Origin of the sequence: Mycobacteroides saopaulense (assembly GCF_001456355.1) — a bacterium.
Classification (GTDB): Bacteria; Actinomycetota; Actinomycetes; order Mycobacteriales; family Mycobacteriaceae; genus Mycobacterium; species Mycobacterium saopaulense.
The window spans coordinates 2,984,417-3,001,718 of the sequence record NZ_CP010271.1 but is presented as its reverse complement, the minus strand read 5'-3'; the positions used below and the strand labels follow the sequence as shown (position 1 = coordinate 3,001,718).

The window sequence follows — 17,302 nt, the reverse complement described above, 5'->3', positions numbered from 1 at the left end:
GTGAATTCCGCCCTGGCGGCCGGTCTTCAGATCGGCTTCGTCATATTGGTGCTCGCCATCGCATACGTTCCCCTGGGGGACTACATGGCGCGCGTCTTCACGTTCATCAAGCATTCGTTCGTCGAGCGCCTCATCTATCGCGCCGGCCGGGTGGACCCGGATACCGAGCAGACGTGGGTGGGTTACGCCCTGTCGCTGCTGGGGTTTTCCTTCGCCAGTGTGCTCTTTCTCTATCTCGTGCAACGGATCCAGGGCGTGCTGCCGCTCTCGGGCGGTCTCGGCGGAGTGAGCCCCGCGGTGGCGTTCAACACCGCGGTGTCCTTTGTCACGAACACCAACTGGCAGTCGTACACGCCGGAAACCACCATGAGCAATCTGACGCAGATGGTCGGCCTGGCCGTGCAGAACTTCGTCTCCGCCGCGGTGGGCCTGGCCGTCGCGGTCGCACTGATCCGTGGCATCGTGCGGACGACAACCGGCGGTGAGCTCGGCAACTTCTGGGTCGACCTGGTGCGGGGGAGTTTAAGGATTCTCCTACCCCTATCATTTGTGGTCGCCCTCATTCTGTTGTCTCAGGGCACCATTCAGTCGCTGTACACGCACTTCAGTGCGACAGCGCTCGACGGCACGGCGCAGCACATCGCCCTGGCCCCGGTTGCCTCGCAAGAGGCCATCAAGGAAGTCGGCACCAACGGTGGCGGCATCCTGGGCGCCAACTCCGCGCATCCCTTCGAGAACCCGACCCCGTTGAGCAATGTGGTGGAGATCCTTGCCATCCTCATCATCCCGGTCTGTCTGACCCGCACCTATTCGACGATGGTCGGGGACAAGCGTCAGGGTCTGACCGTGCTGTCGGTGATGGCCACGCTGTTCGGAGGCATGCTGGCCTTCGTGACCTGGGCTGAGTCCAGCCCGCGCGGTATCGCCGCACAGGCGGCGGGCGCCATGATGGAAGGCAAGGAGGTCAGGTTCGGCGTCCCCGCGACGGCTCTCTTCGCGGTGTCTACCACGGGAACCTCCACGGGCGCAGTCGATGCCGCCCACGACAGCTTCACGGCGGCCGGCGGCGGAGCGCTGATTCTGAACATGCTGCTGGGTGAGATCGCACCGGGCGGTGTCGGCACCGGCTTGTACGGCATCCTGGTGCTGGCCATCATCGCGGTGTTCGTGGGCGGTCTGTTGGTCGGCCGCACGCCGGAATTCCTCGGCAAGAAGATCGGCCGTCGTCAGATCACCATGGCCGCACTGTCCGTGCTGGTGATGCCAGCCCTTGTGCTCATCGGCGCGGGTATCTCGGTGGCGCTGCCGACGACGACGGGATATCAAGGCAACAGCGGTGATCCGGGCACACCTCAGTCGATTCACGGCTTCTCCGAGGTGCTGTACGCCTACGCCTCGGCTGCCAACAACAACGGAAGCGCCTTCGGTGGTCTGACGGTGACCAGCCACTGGTTCCAGGCCTCGCTCGGCGTGGCGATGTTGTTGGGCCGGTTCCTGCCCATCATCTTCACCTTGGCATTGGCCGGATCCCTGGCCACTCAGCAGAAGACGCCGGTATCGGCCGGAACCCTGCATACACACGGCCCCATGTTCGCCGGACTACACACCGGCACAGTGCTATTGGTGGCCGCACTCACCTTTTTCCCTGCGCTGGCGCTGGGACCGATCGCCGAGGCAGTCCTGTGAGCAAGCCCAACAAAACACCCGTCAGCGCCGGAGTCTTCGACCCCACGCAGTTGGTCAAGGCGCTTCCCCTCGCGGTGCGCAAACTGGACCCCCGCCACATGTCCCGCAACCCGGTGATGTTCGTGGTCACGGTGGGATCGGTGGCTACCACTGTGCTCGCGGTGTTGCATCCGTCGATCTTCGCGTGGGCCATCACCGCGTGGCTCTGGTTCACGGTGGTCTTCGCGAACCTGGCCGAGGCGGTCGCCGAGGGGCGCGGCAAGGCCCAGGCGGCGAGCTTGCGAGAGGTCAAGCGCGACACCGTTGCCCGCAAGCTGGTGGGGCTGCCGGGCAATGGCGCCGAAGACACAGTGACCGAGGAAGAAGTTCCGGGGAGTGCGTTGCGTCCCGGAGATCGTGTCGTCGTCGAGGCGGGACAGGTCATCCCCGGTGACGGCGACGTGGTGGAAGGAATTGCTACCGTTGACGAGTCGGCCATCACCGGGGAGTCAGCTCCCGTGGTCCGCGAATCCGGTGGCGACCGGTGTGCGGTGACCGGCGGCACCACCGTGCTGTCGGATCGGATCGTCGTGCAGATCACGGCGGCGCCCGGCGAGTCCTTCGTCGACAGGATGATCGCTCTCGTCGAGGGCGCCGCGCGGCAGAAGACCCCGAACGAGATCGCGCTCAACATCCTGTTGGCCTCGTTGACCATCATCTTCCTGCTGGCGGTTGTCGCACTGGGCCCCATGGGCAACTACGGTGGTGAGCAACAGGATCCGGTCAAGCTCATCGCGCTGCTGGTCTGTCTGATCCCCACCACGATCGGTGCCCTGATGTCGGCCATCGGTATCGCGGGCATGGACCGGCTCGTGCAGCACAACGTGCTGGCCAAGTCCGGACGCGCCGTCGAGGCCGCCGGCGACATCGACACCCTGCTAATGGACAAGACCGGCACCATCACGTTCGGCAACCGTCAGGCCACAGAATTTCTGGTGGCACCGGGTATCTCGCATGAGATCCTCGCCGCGGCGGCGCGAGACTCCAGCCTTGCCGATGAGACCCCAGAGGGCCGCAGCATCGTGCAGCTGGCCGCCGGGGCGAGCGACGCGACAGGCGAGGGCGACGGCGCGGGCGCGCACGAGGGTGAGTTCGTGGCCTTCACCGCGGCCACCCGTATGAGCGGTTTGGACACCGCTGACGGCAGGCAGATCCGCAAGGGTGCCTCCGATGCGGTGTTCACATGGGTGGCAAGCCTTTCCGGCGTACAAGAGGACGACCCGGCAGTGGTCGCCGTCCGAAAGATCGCCGACCAGGTGGCCAGTGAGGGCGGCACCCCGCTGGTGGTGGCCGATCACGACAGCGCCGCAACCCGGCTGCTGGGCGTGATTCGGCTCTCCGACGTGGTGAAACCCGGTATGGCCGAACGCTTTGCCCAGATGAGGGCCATGGGCATCCGCACCGTCATGGTGACAGGTGACAACCCGCTGACCGCCAAGCAGATCGCTTCGGAGGCAGGTGTCGACGACTTTGTCGCGGAAGCCACTCCGGAGGACAAGCTGGAGTTGCTTCGCAAGGAGCAGCAGGCCGGTCGGCTCGTCGCGATGACCGGTGACGGAACCAATGACGCCCCGGCGCTGGCGCAGGCGGACGTGGGCGTGGCGATGAACACCGGCACCTCGGCCGCCAAGGAGGCCGGGAACATGGTGGACCTGGATTCCGATCCCACCAAGCTGATCGACGTGGTGGCCATCGGCAAGCAACTGCTGATCACCCGCGGCGCGTTGACCACCTTCTCGCTGGCCAACGATCTGGCGAAGTACTTCGCGATCCTGCCCGCGCTGTTCAGCGGCATCTATCCGCAGCTGGGTGAGCTCAACATCATGCGGCTGGCCACTCCACAGTCGGCGATCCTCTCCGCGGTCATCTTCAACGCGCTCGTGATCATTGCGCTGGTTCCACTGGCGCTCAAGGGTGTTCGTTACCGGCCTGTGGGTGCCGGGGAGCTGTTGCGGCGAAACTTGTTGATCTACGGGCTCGGTGGCGTGATCGTTCCCTTCGTGGGGATCTGGCTGATCGATCTGGTTGTGCGTTTCATACCGGGAATTGGGTGAGTTGGGAATGACGAAGATCTCTCTCGCGTGGCTGCGTCAGTGCGTGGCGGGCCTGGTGGTGCTGCTGGCGCTGACGGTGGTGCTCGGCATCGCCTACCCGGCCGCGGTCTGGCTCTTCGGTCGCATCGACTCCGGCTCGGCCGAGGGCTCTGCGCTGAAGGATCGCAATGGATGTGTCGTCGGGTCCGCGCTCATCGGGGTGGATCCGCAGGCCTCCGGCGCTGACCCTTACTTCCATACGCGGGCCAGCGGTGATCCGGCTGCCGGTGCGCCGTCGAACCAGGGGCCCAACAGTGAGAAGTTGAAGGCTGACATCGAAACGCGCCGTGCCGCTGTCGCCCAGCGTGAGAGCGTCGATCCCGCACGCATTCCCGCCGACGCGGTGACCGGTTCCGGTTCGAGCCTGGATCCTGACATCACCCCCGAATATGCCGCGCTACAGATACCGCGTGTCGCGGCGGCGACGGGTCTGAGTCAGGCCAGGGTGAAAGAGCTCGTGGATGCACACACGTCCTCCCGGCAATGGGGCATCCTGGGAGAGCCGCGTGTCAACGTCCCCACACTGAACGTGGCACTGGGCCTGACCGGTCCACCCTGCCGATGAAGGAGAGACGGTGCCTGATGGTCTTCGCGCACGCGGGACTCTACGGATCTACCTGGGGGCTGCACCCGGAGTAGGTAAGACCTACGCCATGCTCAACGAGGCACATCGGCGGGCGGGTCGCGGCACGGATGTGGTGGCCGCGACCGTGGAGACCCATGGGCGCACCAAGACCGCCGAACTCCTTGACGGGCTGGAGCTCATTCCGCCTAAGGAGACGACCTACCGCGGGACCCTCATGCACGAGCTGGACGTGGATGCGGTGCTGGCGCGCAAGCCGGCGCTGGTGCTGATCGACGAGATGGCGCATACCAACGCGCCGGGCAGCCGCAACCCGAAGCGCTGGCAGGATATCGACGAGATCCTCGACGCCGGGATCGATGTGCTGACCACCATCAATGTGCAGCACCTGGAAAGTCTGAACGATGTCGTCGAGCAGATCACCGGGATCGTGCAGCGCGAGACCGTGCCCGACGCCGTGGTGCGCCGCGCCGAGCAGGTCGAGCTCGTGGACATCACGCCGGAGGCTTTGCGGCGCAGGATGGTTCACGGCAATGTCTATGCACCCGAGAGGGTGGGCTCGGCGCTCAGTAACTACTTTCGGACAGGCAACCTGACAGCGCTGCGCGAGCTGGCGCTGTTGTGGCTCGCGGACCAGGTGGATGCCGCGCTCGCCAAATACCGGTCCGACAACAGGATTACCAAGACCTGGGAAGCGCGCGAGCGCGTGGTGGTCGCGGTGACCGGTGGAGCCGAATCGGAGACCTTGGTGCGTCGGGCGAGCCGGATCGCCGCCAAGTCGAGCGCCGAACTCCTGGTAGTGCATGTCGTGCGCGGTGACGGTCTGGTCGGGGCATCCACGGCGGTCATGGCACGGGTCCGGAGGCTGGCCAACGACATTGGCGCGTCGGTGCAGACCGTAACCGGAGACGATGTCCCACAGACGCTGCTCGACTTCGCCCGGGGCGTCAACGCCACCCAATTGGTGATGGGCACGTCCCGGCGCTCGCGGTGGGCCAGGATCTTCGACGAGGGTGTGGCGGCGGCGGTCATCCGGGATTCGGGCGCCATTGACGTGCACATGGTCACGCACGGGCATTCGGGGCCCGTCCGGCTGCGCGGCGGGACGGTCCCTCAAGGGGGACGCAAGCGACTGGTCATCAACTGGCTGGCGGCGATCTTGGTGCCCCCGGCAACCGCCTTGTTCATCCACTTCTTCGACTCGGCGCTGGGGGTGGGCAGTAAGAGTGCGCTGTTTCTCATTGCGGTGCTGGCAGTTTCGCTGCTCGGTGGCGTGTCGACGGCGCTGGTTTCGGCCATCATCTCCGGGCTGCTACTCAACTACCTGTTCGTCTCCCCGCGATACAGCTTCACCATCGGCGAGACCGACAACGCATTGACCATCTTGATGATCATGGTGACCGCCGTCGCGGTCGCGGCCCTGGTCGACGCGGCCGCCACCCGGGCGCGGCAAGCGCGGCGCGCCTCTCGTGAGGCGGAACTGTTGGCGCTCTTCGCCGGCGGAGTGCTGGTGAATTCGGATCTTTCCGCCTTGCTCGAACGGGTGCGCACCACCTACAACCAGACCGCGGTGAGTCTGCTGTGCGCCGAAGGGCCGGCCATCGCCAGCGTGGGGGAGAACCCGCCCACCCGCGAATCGGAGGCCGACTCGGTGTTTCGCGTCGATGACGGCGCATACGCTTTGGCGCTCAACGGGCCACCGGTGCCGTCCACCGATGCACGGGTGCTTCAGGTGGTCGCCGGCACGGCAGTCGGCCTGGTTCGTTCGGCGCGCCTTGCAGAGGAGGCATCGCAGGCTTCGGCCCTTTCCGAGGCAGACCGGCTGCGGCGGGCGTTACTCTCGGCTGTCAGTCATGACCTGCGTACACCGCTGGCCGCTGTCAAGGCCGCGGTCTCCAGCCTGCGCAGTCCCGATATCGAGTTCTCGCCCGAGGACACCGCCGAACTCCTTGCCACGGTGGAGGAATCGACCGATCAGCTCACCGCGCTGGTGGGCAATCTGCTGGACTCGTCGCGGTTGGCGGCCGGAGTCGTCAAACCCCGCGCGGTACCGGTGTACGTCGAAGAGATCGCGCAGCGTGCCTTGCTGGGTGCCACCGAGAACGATCGCAAGCGAGTGCACATGGACCTGGGCGGCGCGGTGGTTCGGGCCGACCCGGGCCTCCTGGAACGCGTATTGGCCAACCTTGTCGACAATGCGCTGCGATACTCACAGGCAGATGTGCGTGTCAGCTACGAGGAGGTGGAGGACCGCACGCTGGTGATCGTCGCCGATCACGGGAAGGGGCTGGAGGCATCCAAACGCGGAGCCGCCTTCGACGCCTTCCAGAGACTCGGCGATCGCGACAACACTGTCGGTGTGGGGCTTGGTCTTTCGGTGGTTAAGGGTTTTGTGGAAGCAATGGAGGGCACGGTGAATGCGACCGATACCGCTGGCGGCGGTCTGACCATGATCGTCGAACTACCCAGTGCCGGGCTGATCAGGTGACACGGGTGCTGGTGGTCGACGATGAGCCACAGATCCTGCGTGCCATGCGGATCAACCTGTCGGCACGCGGCTACGAGGTGGTGACGGCCTCCTCGGGAGCGGGTGCCCTGCGCGCGGCGGCAGAGACGCAGCCCGAGGTGGTGATCCTGGACCTCGGACTGCCCGACATGGACGGCACCGAGGTATTGGCCGGGCTACGCGGCTGGACGGACGTGCCGGTCATCGTTCTCTCGGCGCGCACCGATTCGGCGGACAAGGTGGAGGCGCTCGACGCCGGTGCTGACGACTATGTGACCAAGCCCTTCGGCATGGACGAGTTCCTGGCCCGGCTGCGGGCCGCGGTGCGCCGAGGCACACCCGATAGCGCCGAACCGGTGGTCCGTACCGAGACCTTCGACGTGGATCTTTCCTCGCACAAGGTCATCCGCGACGGCAGAGAGGTGCACCTGACGCCCACCGAGTGGTCGATGTTGGCGGTGCTGGTGCGCAATCGCGGAAAACTGGTGGGGCAGAAAGAGTTATTGCACGAGGTGTGGGGCCCGGCCTACAGCTCCGAAACCCATTACTTGCGTGTGTATCTCGCGCAGCTGCGCCGCAAACTGGAAATCGATCCGGCTCATCCCAAGCATCTGCTCACCGAGGCGGGGATGGGATACCGCTTCCAGGAGTGACCGCTCAGAACGGCGGGCGGCCGAGGTCGATCTGCTGCACATCCGGGTCACAACCCGGGCGATACTTCGGCACCAACTGCCCGTAGGTGGCCCGGAAGTTGTCGGCGCCGACCTTTTCGACGGTCTCCGGGGACGCGAGAAGAAGGTAGATCCCCATCGGGGTGATCCGCTTGGTGAAGCAGGTATCCACCACCGTGTAGGTCTGTCGCATCGCCGACGTGGGCACGATCTTGGGATCGCCCGGCGGGATGTAGACCAGCTCTTCGATGCGAGGACCCCACGAACCAGACAACAACTGCGCCCGTACCTCGCTGTACGGACGCAGCAATAGTGACTCTAGCGTCACTATCGGCTCCGCCGCGGCACGTGGCGCCCACAAAAATGACGTGCAGAAAGTCGCCGCGGCTGTGATCGCGGCGATTACATAGCATTGCGGGCGTGACGTCATTATGGGTAGAGCGTACGGGCAATCGGCGCTACACGGGACACAGCTCCCGAGGCGCAGAGGTGCTGATCGGATCGGAGACCGTCGACGGGGTCTTCACCCCGGGAGAGCTGCTCAAGATCGCGCTCGCGGCCTGCAGCGGGATGTCCAGCGACCAGCCCCTGGCACGCCGCCTCGGCGAGGACTACCAGGTGCGCATCGAGGTCAGCGGGCCCGCCGATCGGGAGCAGGAGCGCTACCCGGTGCTGGACGAGAAGATGGTCATCGATCTGAGCGGGCTCACCCCCGAGGAGCGTGAGCGGGTGTTGACCGTCGTGGAACGCGCCGTCGACCAGGTCTGCACCGTGGGCCGCACGCTGAAGGCCGGAGCCGAGGTGAACTTCACGGTGGATGAGCGCTTGCGCGAAGACCGGTAGCAGATGTCGGAGGTCCGCCTATCTGCGTGGGTGCACGGGCACGTCCAGGGGGTCGGGTTCCGTTGGTGGGTGCGATCCCGTGCCCTTGAACTCGGCTTGACCGGATATGCCGCCAACACGCGCGACGGCCGGGTGCACGTGGTCGCGCAGGGTGACAAGGCCTTGTGTGAACAGCTGCTTGCCAAGTTGAACAGCGGTGAAACGCCAGGTCGCGTAGACCTTGTGGTGGATAGCTGGCAGGAGCCCGGCGAGCCCATCTCCGGGTTTAGCGAGCGATAGCCCCACTCGGGCCGTTTCTCGTCGCCTGAGGGGCTCATCGGCAGGTACTCTGGCCCGCTGTGCACCTCAAGAGTCTGACGCTGAAGGGCTTCAAGTCCTTTGCTTCGCCGACGACTCTGCGTCTGGAACCCGGTATCACCTGCGTGGTCGGCCCCAATGGTTCGGGGAAGTCCAACGTCGTGGACGCCCTGTCCTGGGTGATGGGTGAGCAGGGCGCCAAGGCGCTACGCGGCGGCAAGATGGAAGACGTCATCTTCGCGGGTACCTCCAGCCGTGCCCCGTTGGGGCGTGCCGAGGTCACCCTGACGATCGACAACTCCGATCACGCGCTGCCGATCGAGTACTCCGAGGTTTCGATCACCCGGCGCATGTTCCGGGACGGCGCCGGCGAGTACGAGATCAATGGCCAGGCCTGCCGCCTGATGGATGTCCAGGAACTGCTGTCCGATTCGGGCATCGGGCGGGAGATGCACGTCATCGTCGGCCAGGGACGCCTGTCGCAGATCCTGGAGTCTCGTCCGGAGGACCGCCGCGCGTTCGTCGAAGAAGCGGCCGGGGTGCTCAAGCACCGCAAGCGCAAAGAAAAGGCGGTCCGCAAGCTCGAGTCGATGGCCGCGAACCTGGCCCGGCTCACCGACCTCACCACCGAGCTGCGCCGTCAGCTCAAACCACTTGGCCGCCAAGCGGAAGTCGCGCGCCGTGCCGCCACCGTGCAGGCTGACCTGCGAGACGCACGACTACGCCTTGCCGCCGATGACCTGGTGTCCCGCCGCGCGGATTTCGACGGAACCAACGACGCCGAGACGGCGCTGCGCAAGGAACACGCGGAGATCACCGAGAGGCTCGATGTGGCGACCGCGTTGCTGGCCGAGCACGAGACGGCACTGAACGAGCTGATGCCACAGGCCGAGTTGGCCCAACAGACTTGGTTCCGGCTCTCGGCACTGGCCGAGCGCGTCAGCGCCACCGTCCGGATCGCCGGGGAGCGGGCCAGCCACCTCGATGAGGTGGTGGCCGCGCCGACCGGACCCGATCCGGAAGAGCTCGAGGCACAGGCCGAACGCGTCGCCGAGCAGGAACGCCTGCTGATCGCACAGCTGGAAACGGTGACCGAGCAGCTGGCCACGGCCAAGGCCGAGCTGTCCGCCCGGGAGGCTGCGGTCGCCCAGGCACAGCGCCAACACCTGGCCGCGGTTGCCGCCGAGGCGGATCGTCGCGAAGGTTTGGCCCGGCTGACCGGCCAGGTCGACACCATGCGCACTCGGCTGGAATCCATTGAGGGCCAAGCGCAGCGGCTGACCGAGGCGATCGGGGAGGCAACGGTGCGCGGCGAGGCCGCGCAGTCCGAATTCGACACCGTCAAGGCGCGCGTAGCCGAGCTGGACCAGGGCGAGGTGGGGCTGGACGAGCATCACGAGCGGTCGGTCTCCGCGTTGTCGATTGCCAATGAGCGGGTCGCGGAGCTGCAGTCGGCCGAACGTCAGGCGGAGCGCCAGGTCGCCTCGCTGAAGGCGCGTATCGACGCCTTGGCGATTGGTCTGGAACGCAAAGACGGATCCGCGTGGCTGGCTGAGAACCGAAGCGGTGCTGGAATTTTCGGTTCGATCGCACAGCTGGTCAAGGTGCGTCCGGGCTACCAGGGCGCGATCGCGACCGCGATGGGCCCGGCTGCCGACGCGGTGGCCGCGGAGAACCCGGCTGCCGCGCAGGCCGCTGTCGCCGCACTGAAGGCTTCCGACGGAGGGCGTGCCGCGATCGTGTTCGGCGGTTGGCCTGCGCACGCGCACGCGCGCCCCGCTGTCAGCCTGCCGGCCGGCGCGCATTGGGCGACAGATCTGGTGGAGGCACCCGAGCGGCTGGCCGCTGCCGTGTCCGCGATGCTGGCCTCGGTGGTGGTTGTCGACGAGCTCGGCGCCGCCATCGAGGTGGTGCTGGCCAATCCGCTGCTGCGGGCCGTGACGATCGACGGTGACCGGGTGGGCGCCGGCTGGGTCGCCGGTGGCTCGGACAAGAAGCAGAGCACGCTGGAGGTGCAGGCCGCCATCGAGGCCGCGGGAGAAGAGCTGCGGGCCACCGAGACTCAGGTGGGCGAGATCTCCGCCGCGCTGGCCGGTGCGCTCGCGGAGCAGACCGCGCGGCAAGATACCGCCGAGCAGGCGTTGGCCGCCCTCAACGAATCCGACGCCGCCATCTCGGCGGTGTACGAACAGCTGGGCCGCGTCGGGCAGGATGCGCGCAGCGCCGACAACGAAGTGAAAAAGCTGACGCAGCAACGTGATCAGCTGGAAGTCAACCGCGCCAAGACTATGGAGGAGCTGGCCGAGGTCGAGTCTCGGCTGCGCAACGCCGAAGAAGCGCCCAATCTGTTCGACGACGAGCCCATCGACCGCGACGACATGGCTATCGAGCTGGAGGAGGCGCGTTCCGTCGAGATCGAGGCGCGTCTGGCGGTGCGTACCTCCGAGGAGCGGGTGAATTCTGTTCGCGGCAAGGCTGATTCGTTGCGCCGGGCGGCGATGGCCGAGCGCGAGGCGCGAGCCAGGGCGGAGCGGGCCGCCGCCGCGCGGATGCGGGCCGCCGCCGTGGCCGCCGCGGTCGCCGAATCGGGGCGATTGGTCGCCGCCCGCCTGGAGCGTGTGGTGGCCGCCGCGTCCGCGCGCCGCGATCAACTCGGTGCGACCCGTGCCCAGCACACGTCGGCACTCGGTGCCGTGCGCGACCAGGTTCGTGAACTCGCCGCAGCCCAGGGACGCCTGACCGATGCACTGCATCGCGACGAGGTCGCCAAGGCCCAGGCGGCCCTTCGCATCGAGCAGCTCTCCGAGCAGGTGCTCGAACAGTTCGGTATGGCCGCCGACGACCTCATCGCCGAATACGGTCCGCATGTCGAGCTGCCGCCGACCCAGCAGGAGGTCGACGAGTACGAGCAGGCTCGCGAGCGCGGAGAGCAGGTGAACGCGCCCCAGCCCATGCCGTTCGACCGGGACACCCAGGAACGCCGCGCCAAGCGCGCGGAGAAGGATCTGCGGGAGCTGGGCAAGGTGAATCCCCTTGCCCTGGAAGAGTTCGCAGCGCTGGAAGAACGCTACAACTTCTTGTCCACGCAGCTCGAGGACGTCAAGGCCGCCCGCAAGGACCTGCTCGATGTGGTGGCCGACGTGGACGAGCGAATCCTGCAGGTGTTCACCGAGGCCTATGCCGATGTGGAGCGCGAGTTCAAAGGCGTGTTCTCGTCGCTGTTCCCCGGTGGCGAGGGACGGCTGGTGCTCACCGATCCCAACGACATGCTCACCACCGGCATCGAGGTGGAAGCGCGTCCACCGGGCAAGAAGGTCAAGCGCCTCTCGCTGCTGTCCGGCGGCGAGAAGTCGCTGACCGCCGTCGCGATGCTGGTGGCCATTTTCCGCGCTCGCCCGTCACCGTTCTATGTGATGGACGAGGTCGAAGCCGCTCTCGACGATGTCAACCTGCAGCGGCTGATCGGGCTGTTCGAGCAGCTTCGCGAGAAGTCGCAGCTGATCGTCATCACCCACCAGAAGCCGACGATGGAGGTCGCCGACGCGCTCTACGGCGTCAGCATGCGTGATGACGGCATCACGCAGGTGGTCTCGCAGCGGATGCGCGGTCTAGAGACCCAACTCGCGAGCCAAAACACCTAGCGTCTGCGCACGTTCGGCAGGATCGCCCAGCACCTGGATGGCTACTTGGGTGGCACCGGCCTCTCGATGTTCCTGCAGCCGGGCTGCGATCTGTTCCGGAGTTCCATATGCGACAAGGGAATCCACCAGCTTGTCGCTGCCGGGCTTGACCAGGTCATCCTTGCTGCCCGCAAACCGCTCCAGCATCGTCAGGTAGTTGGACAGGCCCAGGTACACGTCCAGAGCCTGGCGCCCGATGGCGCGGGCTTCCTCGGGGTCGGTGGTCAGGACCACCTTCTGCTCCGGGACGATGATCGCATCGGGTCCCAGAAGCTCACGAGCCCAACGGGTATGCGACGGCGGGGTGAGGTACGGGTGTGCCAGTGCCGAGCGGTGGGTGGCGAGTTTGAGTGACTTCTCCGCCAACGCGGCCAGCCCCCGACCTTCCTTCGGTATACCCACCTCGTCCAGCACATCGAGGTATTCCACGAGTCCCGAGTACGGCTTATAGGGCAGGCCGCTGTCGATCTCGGGGTGGCCGGCGCCGATACCGAGGATGAAGCGCCCGGGGTGGGCCGCTTCGATGCGCTGCCATGATTGGCCGGCCTCTCGCGCGGGCGCCGACCAGATGTTGACGATCGCGGTCACGATCCTGATCCGCTCGGTGGCGGAAAGCAGCGGATCGACCCACGGCAGATCCGCAGGGGGCGAGCCGCCCAGCCACGCGGTATCAAATCCAAGGTTCTCGACGGTACGCAGCAGCTCGGCGTCCACCGCCGAGTAGAGAGTGAAGAATCCGTATGGGGCAAACTCGGGTGCGGTCACCTCACGGCGAACGCATAGGCCCGCCCCCGGTATTCCCTGGGGTTACTTGTCGCTGCCGCAGCTACAACTGGATCCACACTGACAGTCGGCGCAGGCGCAGTTGGGGTTGTTGCAGGACCCAGTCTTTTCGGATTCCATGGTCTCATTGCTAGTCATGCATATGATGCTACGCCCAGGGGGCTAATTCCTCGGCGGTTCCGAAACGTTGGTGCGCCACCAGATGGCCGCGCCGACCGCCACCAGACCGAGGACGAACAACCACGGCCACGCGCCGTGCAAGTACACCCAGCCCGAGATAGTGCGCTGAATCTTCCCGGCCGCGTTGATGATCGGATCGTCGGGATTGCCGTTGGCGTGGAACAGCCTGACCTCATAGCTGCCGTAGTAGCCGACGTAGGCGCCGACGACGAGCAGGATGGCGCCGCTGATTCGGTTCAGGTACGGCAGCGCGCGGCGCATGCCGTTCAACAGCACCGTGCTGGCCAGCGCGGTGGATACCGCCAGCGTTCCCACCACCAGGGTGATGCCGGCGGCATAGGCCAGATAGACCATGACGCCGTCGAACAGGGAGCCACTCTCGAAGGTGGTACTGGTCACGGCGAGAAACGGGCCGATGGTGCAGGACAGCGACGCCACTGCGTATCCCACGCCATAGCCGAACATCGAGCCGAGTCGTGTCGTGGGTGCGTTCGCGTCCAACACCTTGGGCATGAGCGCGATGATGTCGCGGCCGGACAGTAACCACAGGCCGAGGATCACCAGCCCGATTCCGAAAACCACTGTCACAAAAGGCAAATAACGTTGCACAACTGACGCCACCGAAACCGTCAACAGCCCGAAGACAGTGAACACCGCCACGAATCCGGCCGCCATCACCACGGTGGCTATGACGGCCCGGGCCAGCGCCCGCGATTTCCCGATCTGTGCCCCGGGGCCGCGCACCACGAGCGCGAGATAGACCGGTAGCAATGCGAAACCGCACGGGTTGAGCGCTGCGATCAGCCCGGCTGCGAAGGCCAGTGACGTCAGGTCAGTGCCTTCACCCGGTCACTGAGCTCCTGCTCGGACATCGACGACGTCGGGTTGTTCACAAAATCCGAGGTGCCGTTGGAGTTGATGAACAAATACGCTGGCTGCCAGGGCACACCGAACTGCCGCCACAACGAACCGTCGGCGTCGTTGAGGTTGGTGAAGTGGAGGTTATAGCGCGAGATGAATCCCTCCATTTCCCCGACGGATCCGCGGCCCGAGATACCCACGAAGGTGACGCGTGGATTGGCTGCCGACACCGCACTCACGTGTGGCCCTTCGCCATTGCAGAACGGGCAGTAGGCCGCCCAGAACCACAACACCACCGGCTTGCCCTTGAGGCTGGCGCCGTTGAAGGGTGCACCCGAGACGGTGGTACCGGTGAAATTGAGTAGATCGTCGGCGCGTGCGCTGGGCGCGCGGACGAGACCGGCCGACACCAACAGCACCGCGACGGCGACCGCAAGGGTTCGCGTCGCAACCCGAAACTTCCTACGTCCCCCGAATTGGATATTCATGCCAAGAACCTCCTGGGACCCACAACACAGCCAACACGGTGTGACTCCCGCAGTGTATGACGGGTTTCTCCTGTTTAGCGGGGGCTTGAACGGGGACGCAGAGAAATTCGCCGCAGACCCGCGATGGTGTTGACGTCGGCGCAGTGCATGGCGATGCGTAGCTCGTCGAGGAATTGTTCAAGCCAGGCGATTACCGCCTGCGGCGATTGCACCGCCGGTGCCAGGAGTGGCAGCGCCACCGACACCACGCTGGCACCCAGCGCGATCGCCTTGGCGGCGTCCATGCCGGTGCGAATGCCTCCCGAACCGATGAGGGGCATATGCGGTAGCTCGGCGCGCACCTCGACGAGGGCCTCGGCCGTGGGAATGCCCCATTCGGCAAGCTCTGGTGACGTGATCGCGCCGAAGCGCACGAACTGCTCGACGCGGGCCCACGAGGTGCCGCCCGCGCCCGCGACATCGATGGCGGCCAGTCGGCACCCGCCGAGGCGGCGGGCCGCGGCGCCGCTGATGCCGTGGCCGACCTCCTTGAGTAGCACCGGGAATTCGACCGCGTGGGTGAGCTCGGCGAGGCGATACACCCCTCCGGTGAAGTCGGTGTCGCCGCCGGGCTGCACGGCCTCCTGCAGTGGATTGGTGTGCACCGCCAGCGCGTCCGCGCCCACTCGCTGGACCAGCGTGTTGAGCTGTGCTGCGGGTGCGATGTTGCCGAGCTGCGCGAGCCCGATGTTGCCGACCAGCAGGATGTCGGGGGCCACCTCGCGTACTGCGAAGGTCTCGGCGCTGTCCGGGTCGACCAGCATCACCCGCTGCGAGCCGAGCATCATGCCGATGCCCAGCTCTTGGGCCGCGGCTGCCAGGTTGCGGTTGATGGTGGCGGCAAGTTTCGCCCCGCCGGTCATCGCCCCGATCAGGAGGGGGGCTGCCAACCGCTTGCCCAGGAACTCGGTAGACAGGTCGACACCGGCGAGGCTGGAGTTGGGCAGCGCCATGTAGGGCAGGTCGAGTCGTTCCAGACCAGTGGTCCGAGTGACGTACTGCACTGGATCGCTCAGGCAGGCGTCAATGTGGCGCTTCTTGCGTTCCTGTAACAATGCCCTGGTGCCTCTTGAAGTGTGGATCGCCATTGCGATCGTCGCCGTCGTGGTTGTTGCCGCATTGGTCTTCGGACTGGTGCGTTACCGCTCCCGTCGCATCAGCCTGACACGATCTCCTGAGATCACCGAGGGCGCCACACCGACTGACCGTTCTGGCGGCTACACCGCCGGCTCCACCATCACCTTTAGCGAGGGTGGTGCGCAAGCGATCCCTGTGCCCAGCGTCGGTGATGACGCCGAAGTACCGCGCGACGCGCCCCGGCGAACCATTTCCAACGTCCAGTTGCCCGAGCCCACCCCGGAACCGGAACCCACCCCGGAACCGGAGCCGGAGCCCGCGCCCGAACCTGCGGCTGTGCCCGAACCTGTGACTGAACCCGAATCCGGGCCGGAACCCGCGCCGTCGCCGGTGCTGGACGAGATCGCGCCGGTGGCGGGACGCCTCGACCGATTGCGGGGAAGGCTTGCCAGCTCGCAGAACGCCGTGGGCCGCGGCCTGCTGGGGCTGCTGGGGGCAGGAGACCTCGACGAGGAATCGTGGGAAGAGGTCGAGGACACGCTGCTGATCGCCGATCTCGGCACCGCCGTCACCACCTCGATCGTCGACAGGCTGCGCAGCGAGATGGCGGCGCGCAGTGTGCGCACCGAGGCGCAGGCACGCGCGTTGCTGCGCGAGGTGCTCATCGACGAGCTGCAGCCCGAGCTCGACCGGTCGATCAAGGCGCTGCCGCACAACGACAAACCCTCGGTGCTGCTCATCGTCGGGGTGAACGGCACGGGCAAGACCACCACCGTGGGCAAGCTGGCTCGTGTGCTGGTCGCCGATGGCCGCCGGGTGGTGCTCGGGGCGGCCGACACCTTCCGCGCCGCCGCGGCCGATCAGTTGCAGGCCTGGGGGCAGCGGGTGGGCGCACAGGTGGTGCGGGGTGCCGAGGGCGCCGATCCCGCGTCGGTGGCCTTCGATGCCGTCGACGCCGGCATCCGTGAGGGTGCCGATGTGGTGGTTGTCGACACCGCCGGACGACTGCACACGAAGACGGGTCTCATGGATGAACTCGGCAAGATCAAACGTGTCGTGGAACGGCGCGCCGATGTCGACGAGGTGCTCCTGGTACTGGATTCCACCATCGGACAAAACGGTTTGGCGCAGGCGCGCGTGTTCGCTGACGTGGTGGACATCACCGGGGTGGCGCTCACCAAGCTGGATGGAACTGCCAAGGGCGGCATCGTTTTTCACGTCCAGCGCGAACTCGGCGTGCCGGTGAAGCTGGTTGGCTTGGGGGAGGGGCCAGATGATCTGGCCCCGTTCGAACCGCCCGCCTTCGTCGACGCGCTTTTGGGCTAGATCGCCGTTCATCCCGGCGCGCACCGCTCCTGCCCGCTGAAACCGGTAACAGACGCGAAACACACGCGCGCCCTCTCGGAAACATCTGCTGCGCATTGTTCTCAGCGCAACCTGCTGAGATTCCTGAGAGGACTGCCGCTAGTGGATGGT

The 17,302-nt window shown here is 66.2% G+C and carries 14 protein-coding genes; 9 read left to right on the top strand and 5 right to left on the bottom strand.

Going from position 1 to position 17,302, the window contains the following annotated elements:
* Genes kdpA through MYCSP_RS15045 form a run of 5 tightly spaced genes read left to right on the top strand, consistent with a single transcriptional unit; the run spans nucleotide 1 to nucleotide 7,560 of the window.
* Nucleotides 1-1,686, top strand: coding sequence for a potassium-transporting ATPase subunit KdpA (gene kdpA, locus MYCSP_RS15065; protein WP_088414192.1), 1,686 nt, complete (start codon nucleotides 1-3; stop codon nucleotides 1,684-1,686).
* The gene (gene kdpB, locus MYCSP_RS15060) at nucleotides 1,683-3,779 is read left to right on the top strand and encodes a potassium-transporting ATPase subunit KdpB (RefSeq protein WP_088414190.1); all 2,097 of its coding nucleotides are present in this window, start codon (nucleotides 1,683-1,685) and stop codon (nucleotides 3,777-3,779) included. The genes kdpA and kdpB overlap by 4 nt, the downstream gene beginning before the upstream one ends.
* Nucleotides 3,780-3,786: 7 nt before the next feature.
* A complete protein-coding gene (locus tag MYCSP_RS15055; protein WP_070910111.1) occupies nucleotides 3,787-4,383 on the top strand; it encodes a potassium-transporting ATPase subunit C in 597 nt (198 codons plus the stop codon).
* Between the two features lie 10 nt (nucleotides 4,384-4,393).
* Nucleotides 4,394-6,889 carry a sensor histidine kinase gene (locus tag MYCSP_RS15050; RefSeq protein WP_070909937.1) on the top strand — a complete coding sequence of 832 codons (2,496 nt, stop codon included), beginning with the start codon at nucleotides 4,394-4,396 and terminating at the stop codon, nucleotides 6,887-6,889.
* Entirely contained in the window at nucleotides 6,886-7,560 is a 675-nt protein-coding gene (locus MYCSP_RS15045; protein WP_070909938.1) for a response regulator, read from the top strand. The genes MYCSP_RS15050 and MYCSP_RS15045 overlap by 4 nt, the downstream gene beginning before the upstream one ends.
* A gap of 4 nt (nucleotides 7,561-7,564) precedes the next feature.
* Here the strand turns inward: MYCSP_RS15045 and MYCSP_RS15040 are convergent, their stop codons facing one another.
* A complete protein-coding gene (locus MYCSP_RS15040) occupies nucleotides 7,565-8,008 on the bottom strand; it encodes a hypothetical protein (RefSeq protein ID WP_070909939.1) in 444 nt (147 codons plus the stop codon).
* Between MYCSP_RS15040 and MYCSP_RS23535 the strand changes: the two genes are divergently transcribed.
* Genes MYCSP_RS23535 through smc form a run of 3 tightly spaced genes read left to right on the top strand, consistent with a single transcriptional unit; the run spans nucleotide 7,999 to nucleotide 12,359 of the window.
* Complete coding sequence (locus MYCSP_RS23535; RefSeq protein ID WP_070909940.1) at nucleotides 7,999-8,421, top strand: OsmC family protein; 423 nt, start codon at nucleotides 7,999-8,001, stop codon at nucleotides 8,419-8,421. The genes MYCSP_RS15040 and MYCSP_RS23535 overlap by 10 nt on opposite strands.
* A 3-nt stretch (nucleotides 8,422-8,424) precedes the next feature.
* A complete protein-coding gene (locus MYCSP_RS23530) occupies nucleotides 8,425-8,700 on the top strand; it encodes an acylphosphatase (protein ID WP_070909941.1) in 276 nt (91 codons plus the stop codon).
* A 59-nt stretch (nucleotides 8,701-8,759) separates the two neighbouring features.
* A complete protein-coding gene (gene smc / locus MYCSP_RS15025; RefSeq protein ID WP_088414188.1) occupies nucleotides 8,760-12,359 on the top strand; it encodes a chromosome segregation protein SMC in 3,600 nt (1,199 codons plus the stop codon).
* Here the strand turns inward: smc and MYCSP_RS15020 are convergent.
* The 4 genes from MYCSP_RS15020 to fni form a co-directional block, all read right to left on the bottom strand.
* Nucleotides 12,327-13,163, bottom strand: a complete 837-nt coding sequence (locus MYCSP_RS15020) for a TIGR03620 family F420-dependent LLM class oxidoreductase (protein WP_088414186.1) — start codon at nucleotides 13,161-13,163, stop codon at nucleotides 12,327-12,329. The two genes, smc and MYCSP_RS15020, sit on opposite strands and share 33 nt — an antisense overlap.
* Before the next feature lie 180 nt (nucleotides 13,164-13,343).
* Nucleotides 13,344-14,192, bottom strand: coding sequence for a cytochrome c biogenesis CcdA family protein (locus MYCSP_RS15015; RefSeq protein ID WP_207565806.1), 849 nt, complete (start codon nucleotides 14,190-14,192; stop codon nucleotides 13,344-13,346).
* Nucleotides 14,189-14,710, bottom strand: coding sequence for a protein disulfide oxidoreductase (locus tag MYCSP_RS15010; RefSeq protein WP_070909945.1), 522 nt, complete (start codon nucleotides 14,708-14,710; stop codon nucleotides 14,189-14,191). Before MYCSP_RS15010 ends, MYCSP_RS15015 begins: the two co-directional genes overlap by 4 nt.
* A gap of 74 nt (nucleotides 14,711-14,784) precedes the next feature.
* Nucleotides 14,785-15,753, bottom strand: coding sequence for a type 2 isopentenyl-diphosphate Delta-isomerase (gene fni, locus MYCSP_RS15005; RefSeq protein ID WP_235629485.1), 969 nt, complete (start codon nucleotides 15,751-15,753; stop codon nucleotides 14,785-14,787).
* Nucleotides 15,754-15,775: 22 nt separating this feature from the next.
* Between fni and ftsY the strand changes: the two genes are divergently transcribed.
* Nucleotides 15,776-17,152, top strand: a complete 1,377-nt coding sequence (gene ftsY / locus MYCSP_RS15000; protein ID WP_162266244.1) for a signal recognition particle-docking protein FtsY — start codon at nucleotides 15,776-15,778, stop codon at nucleotides 17,150-17,152.
* Nucleotides 17,153-17,302 lie beyond the last annotated feature (150 nt).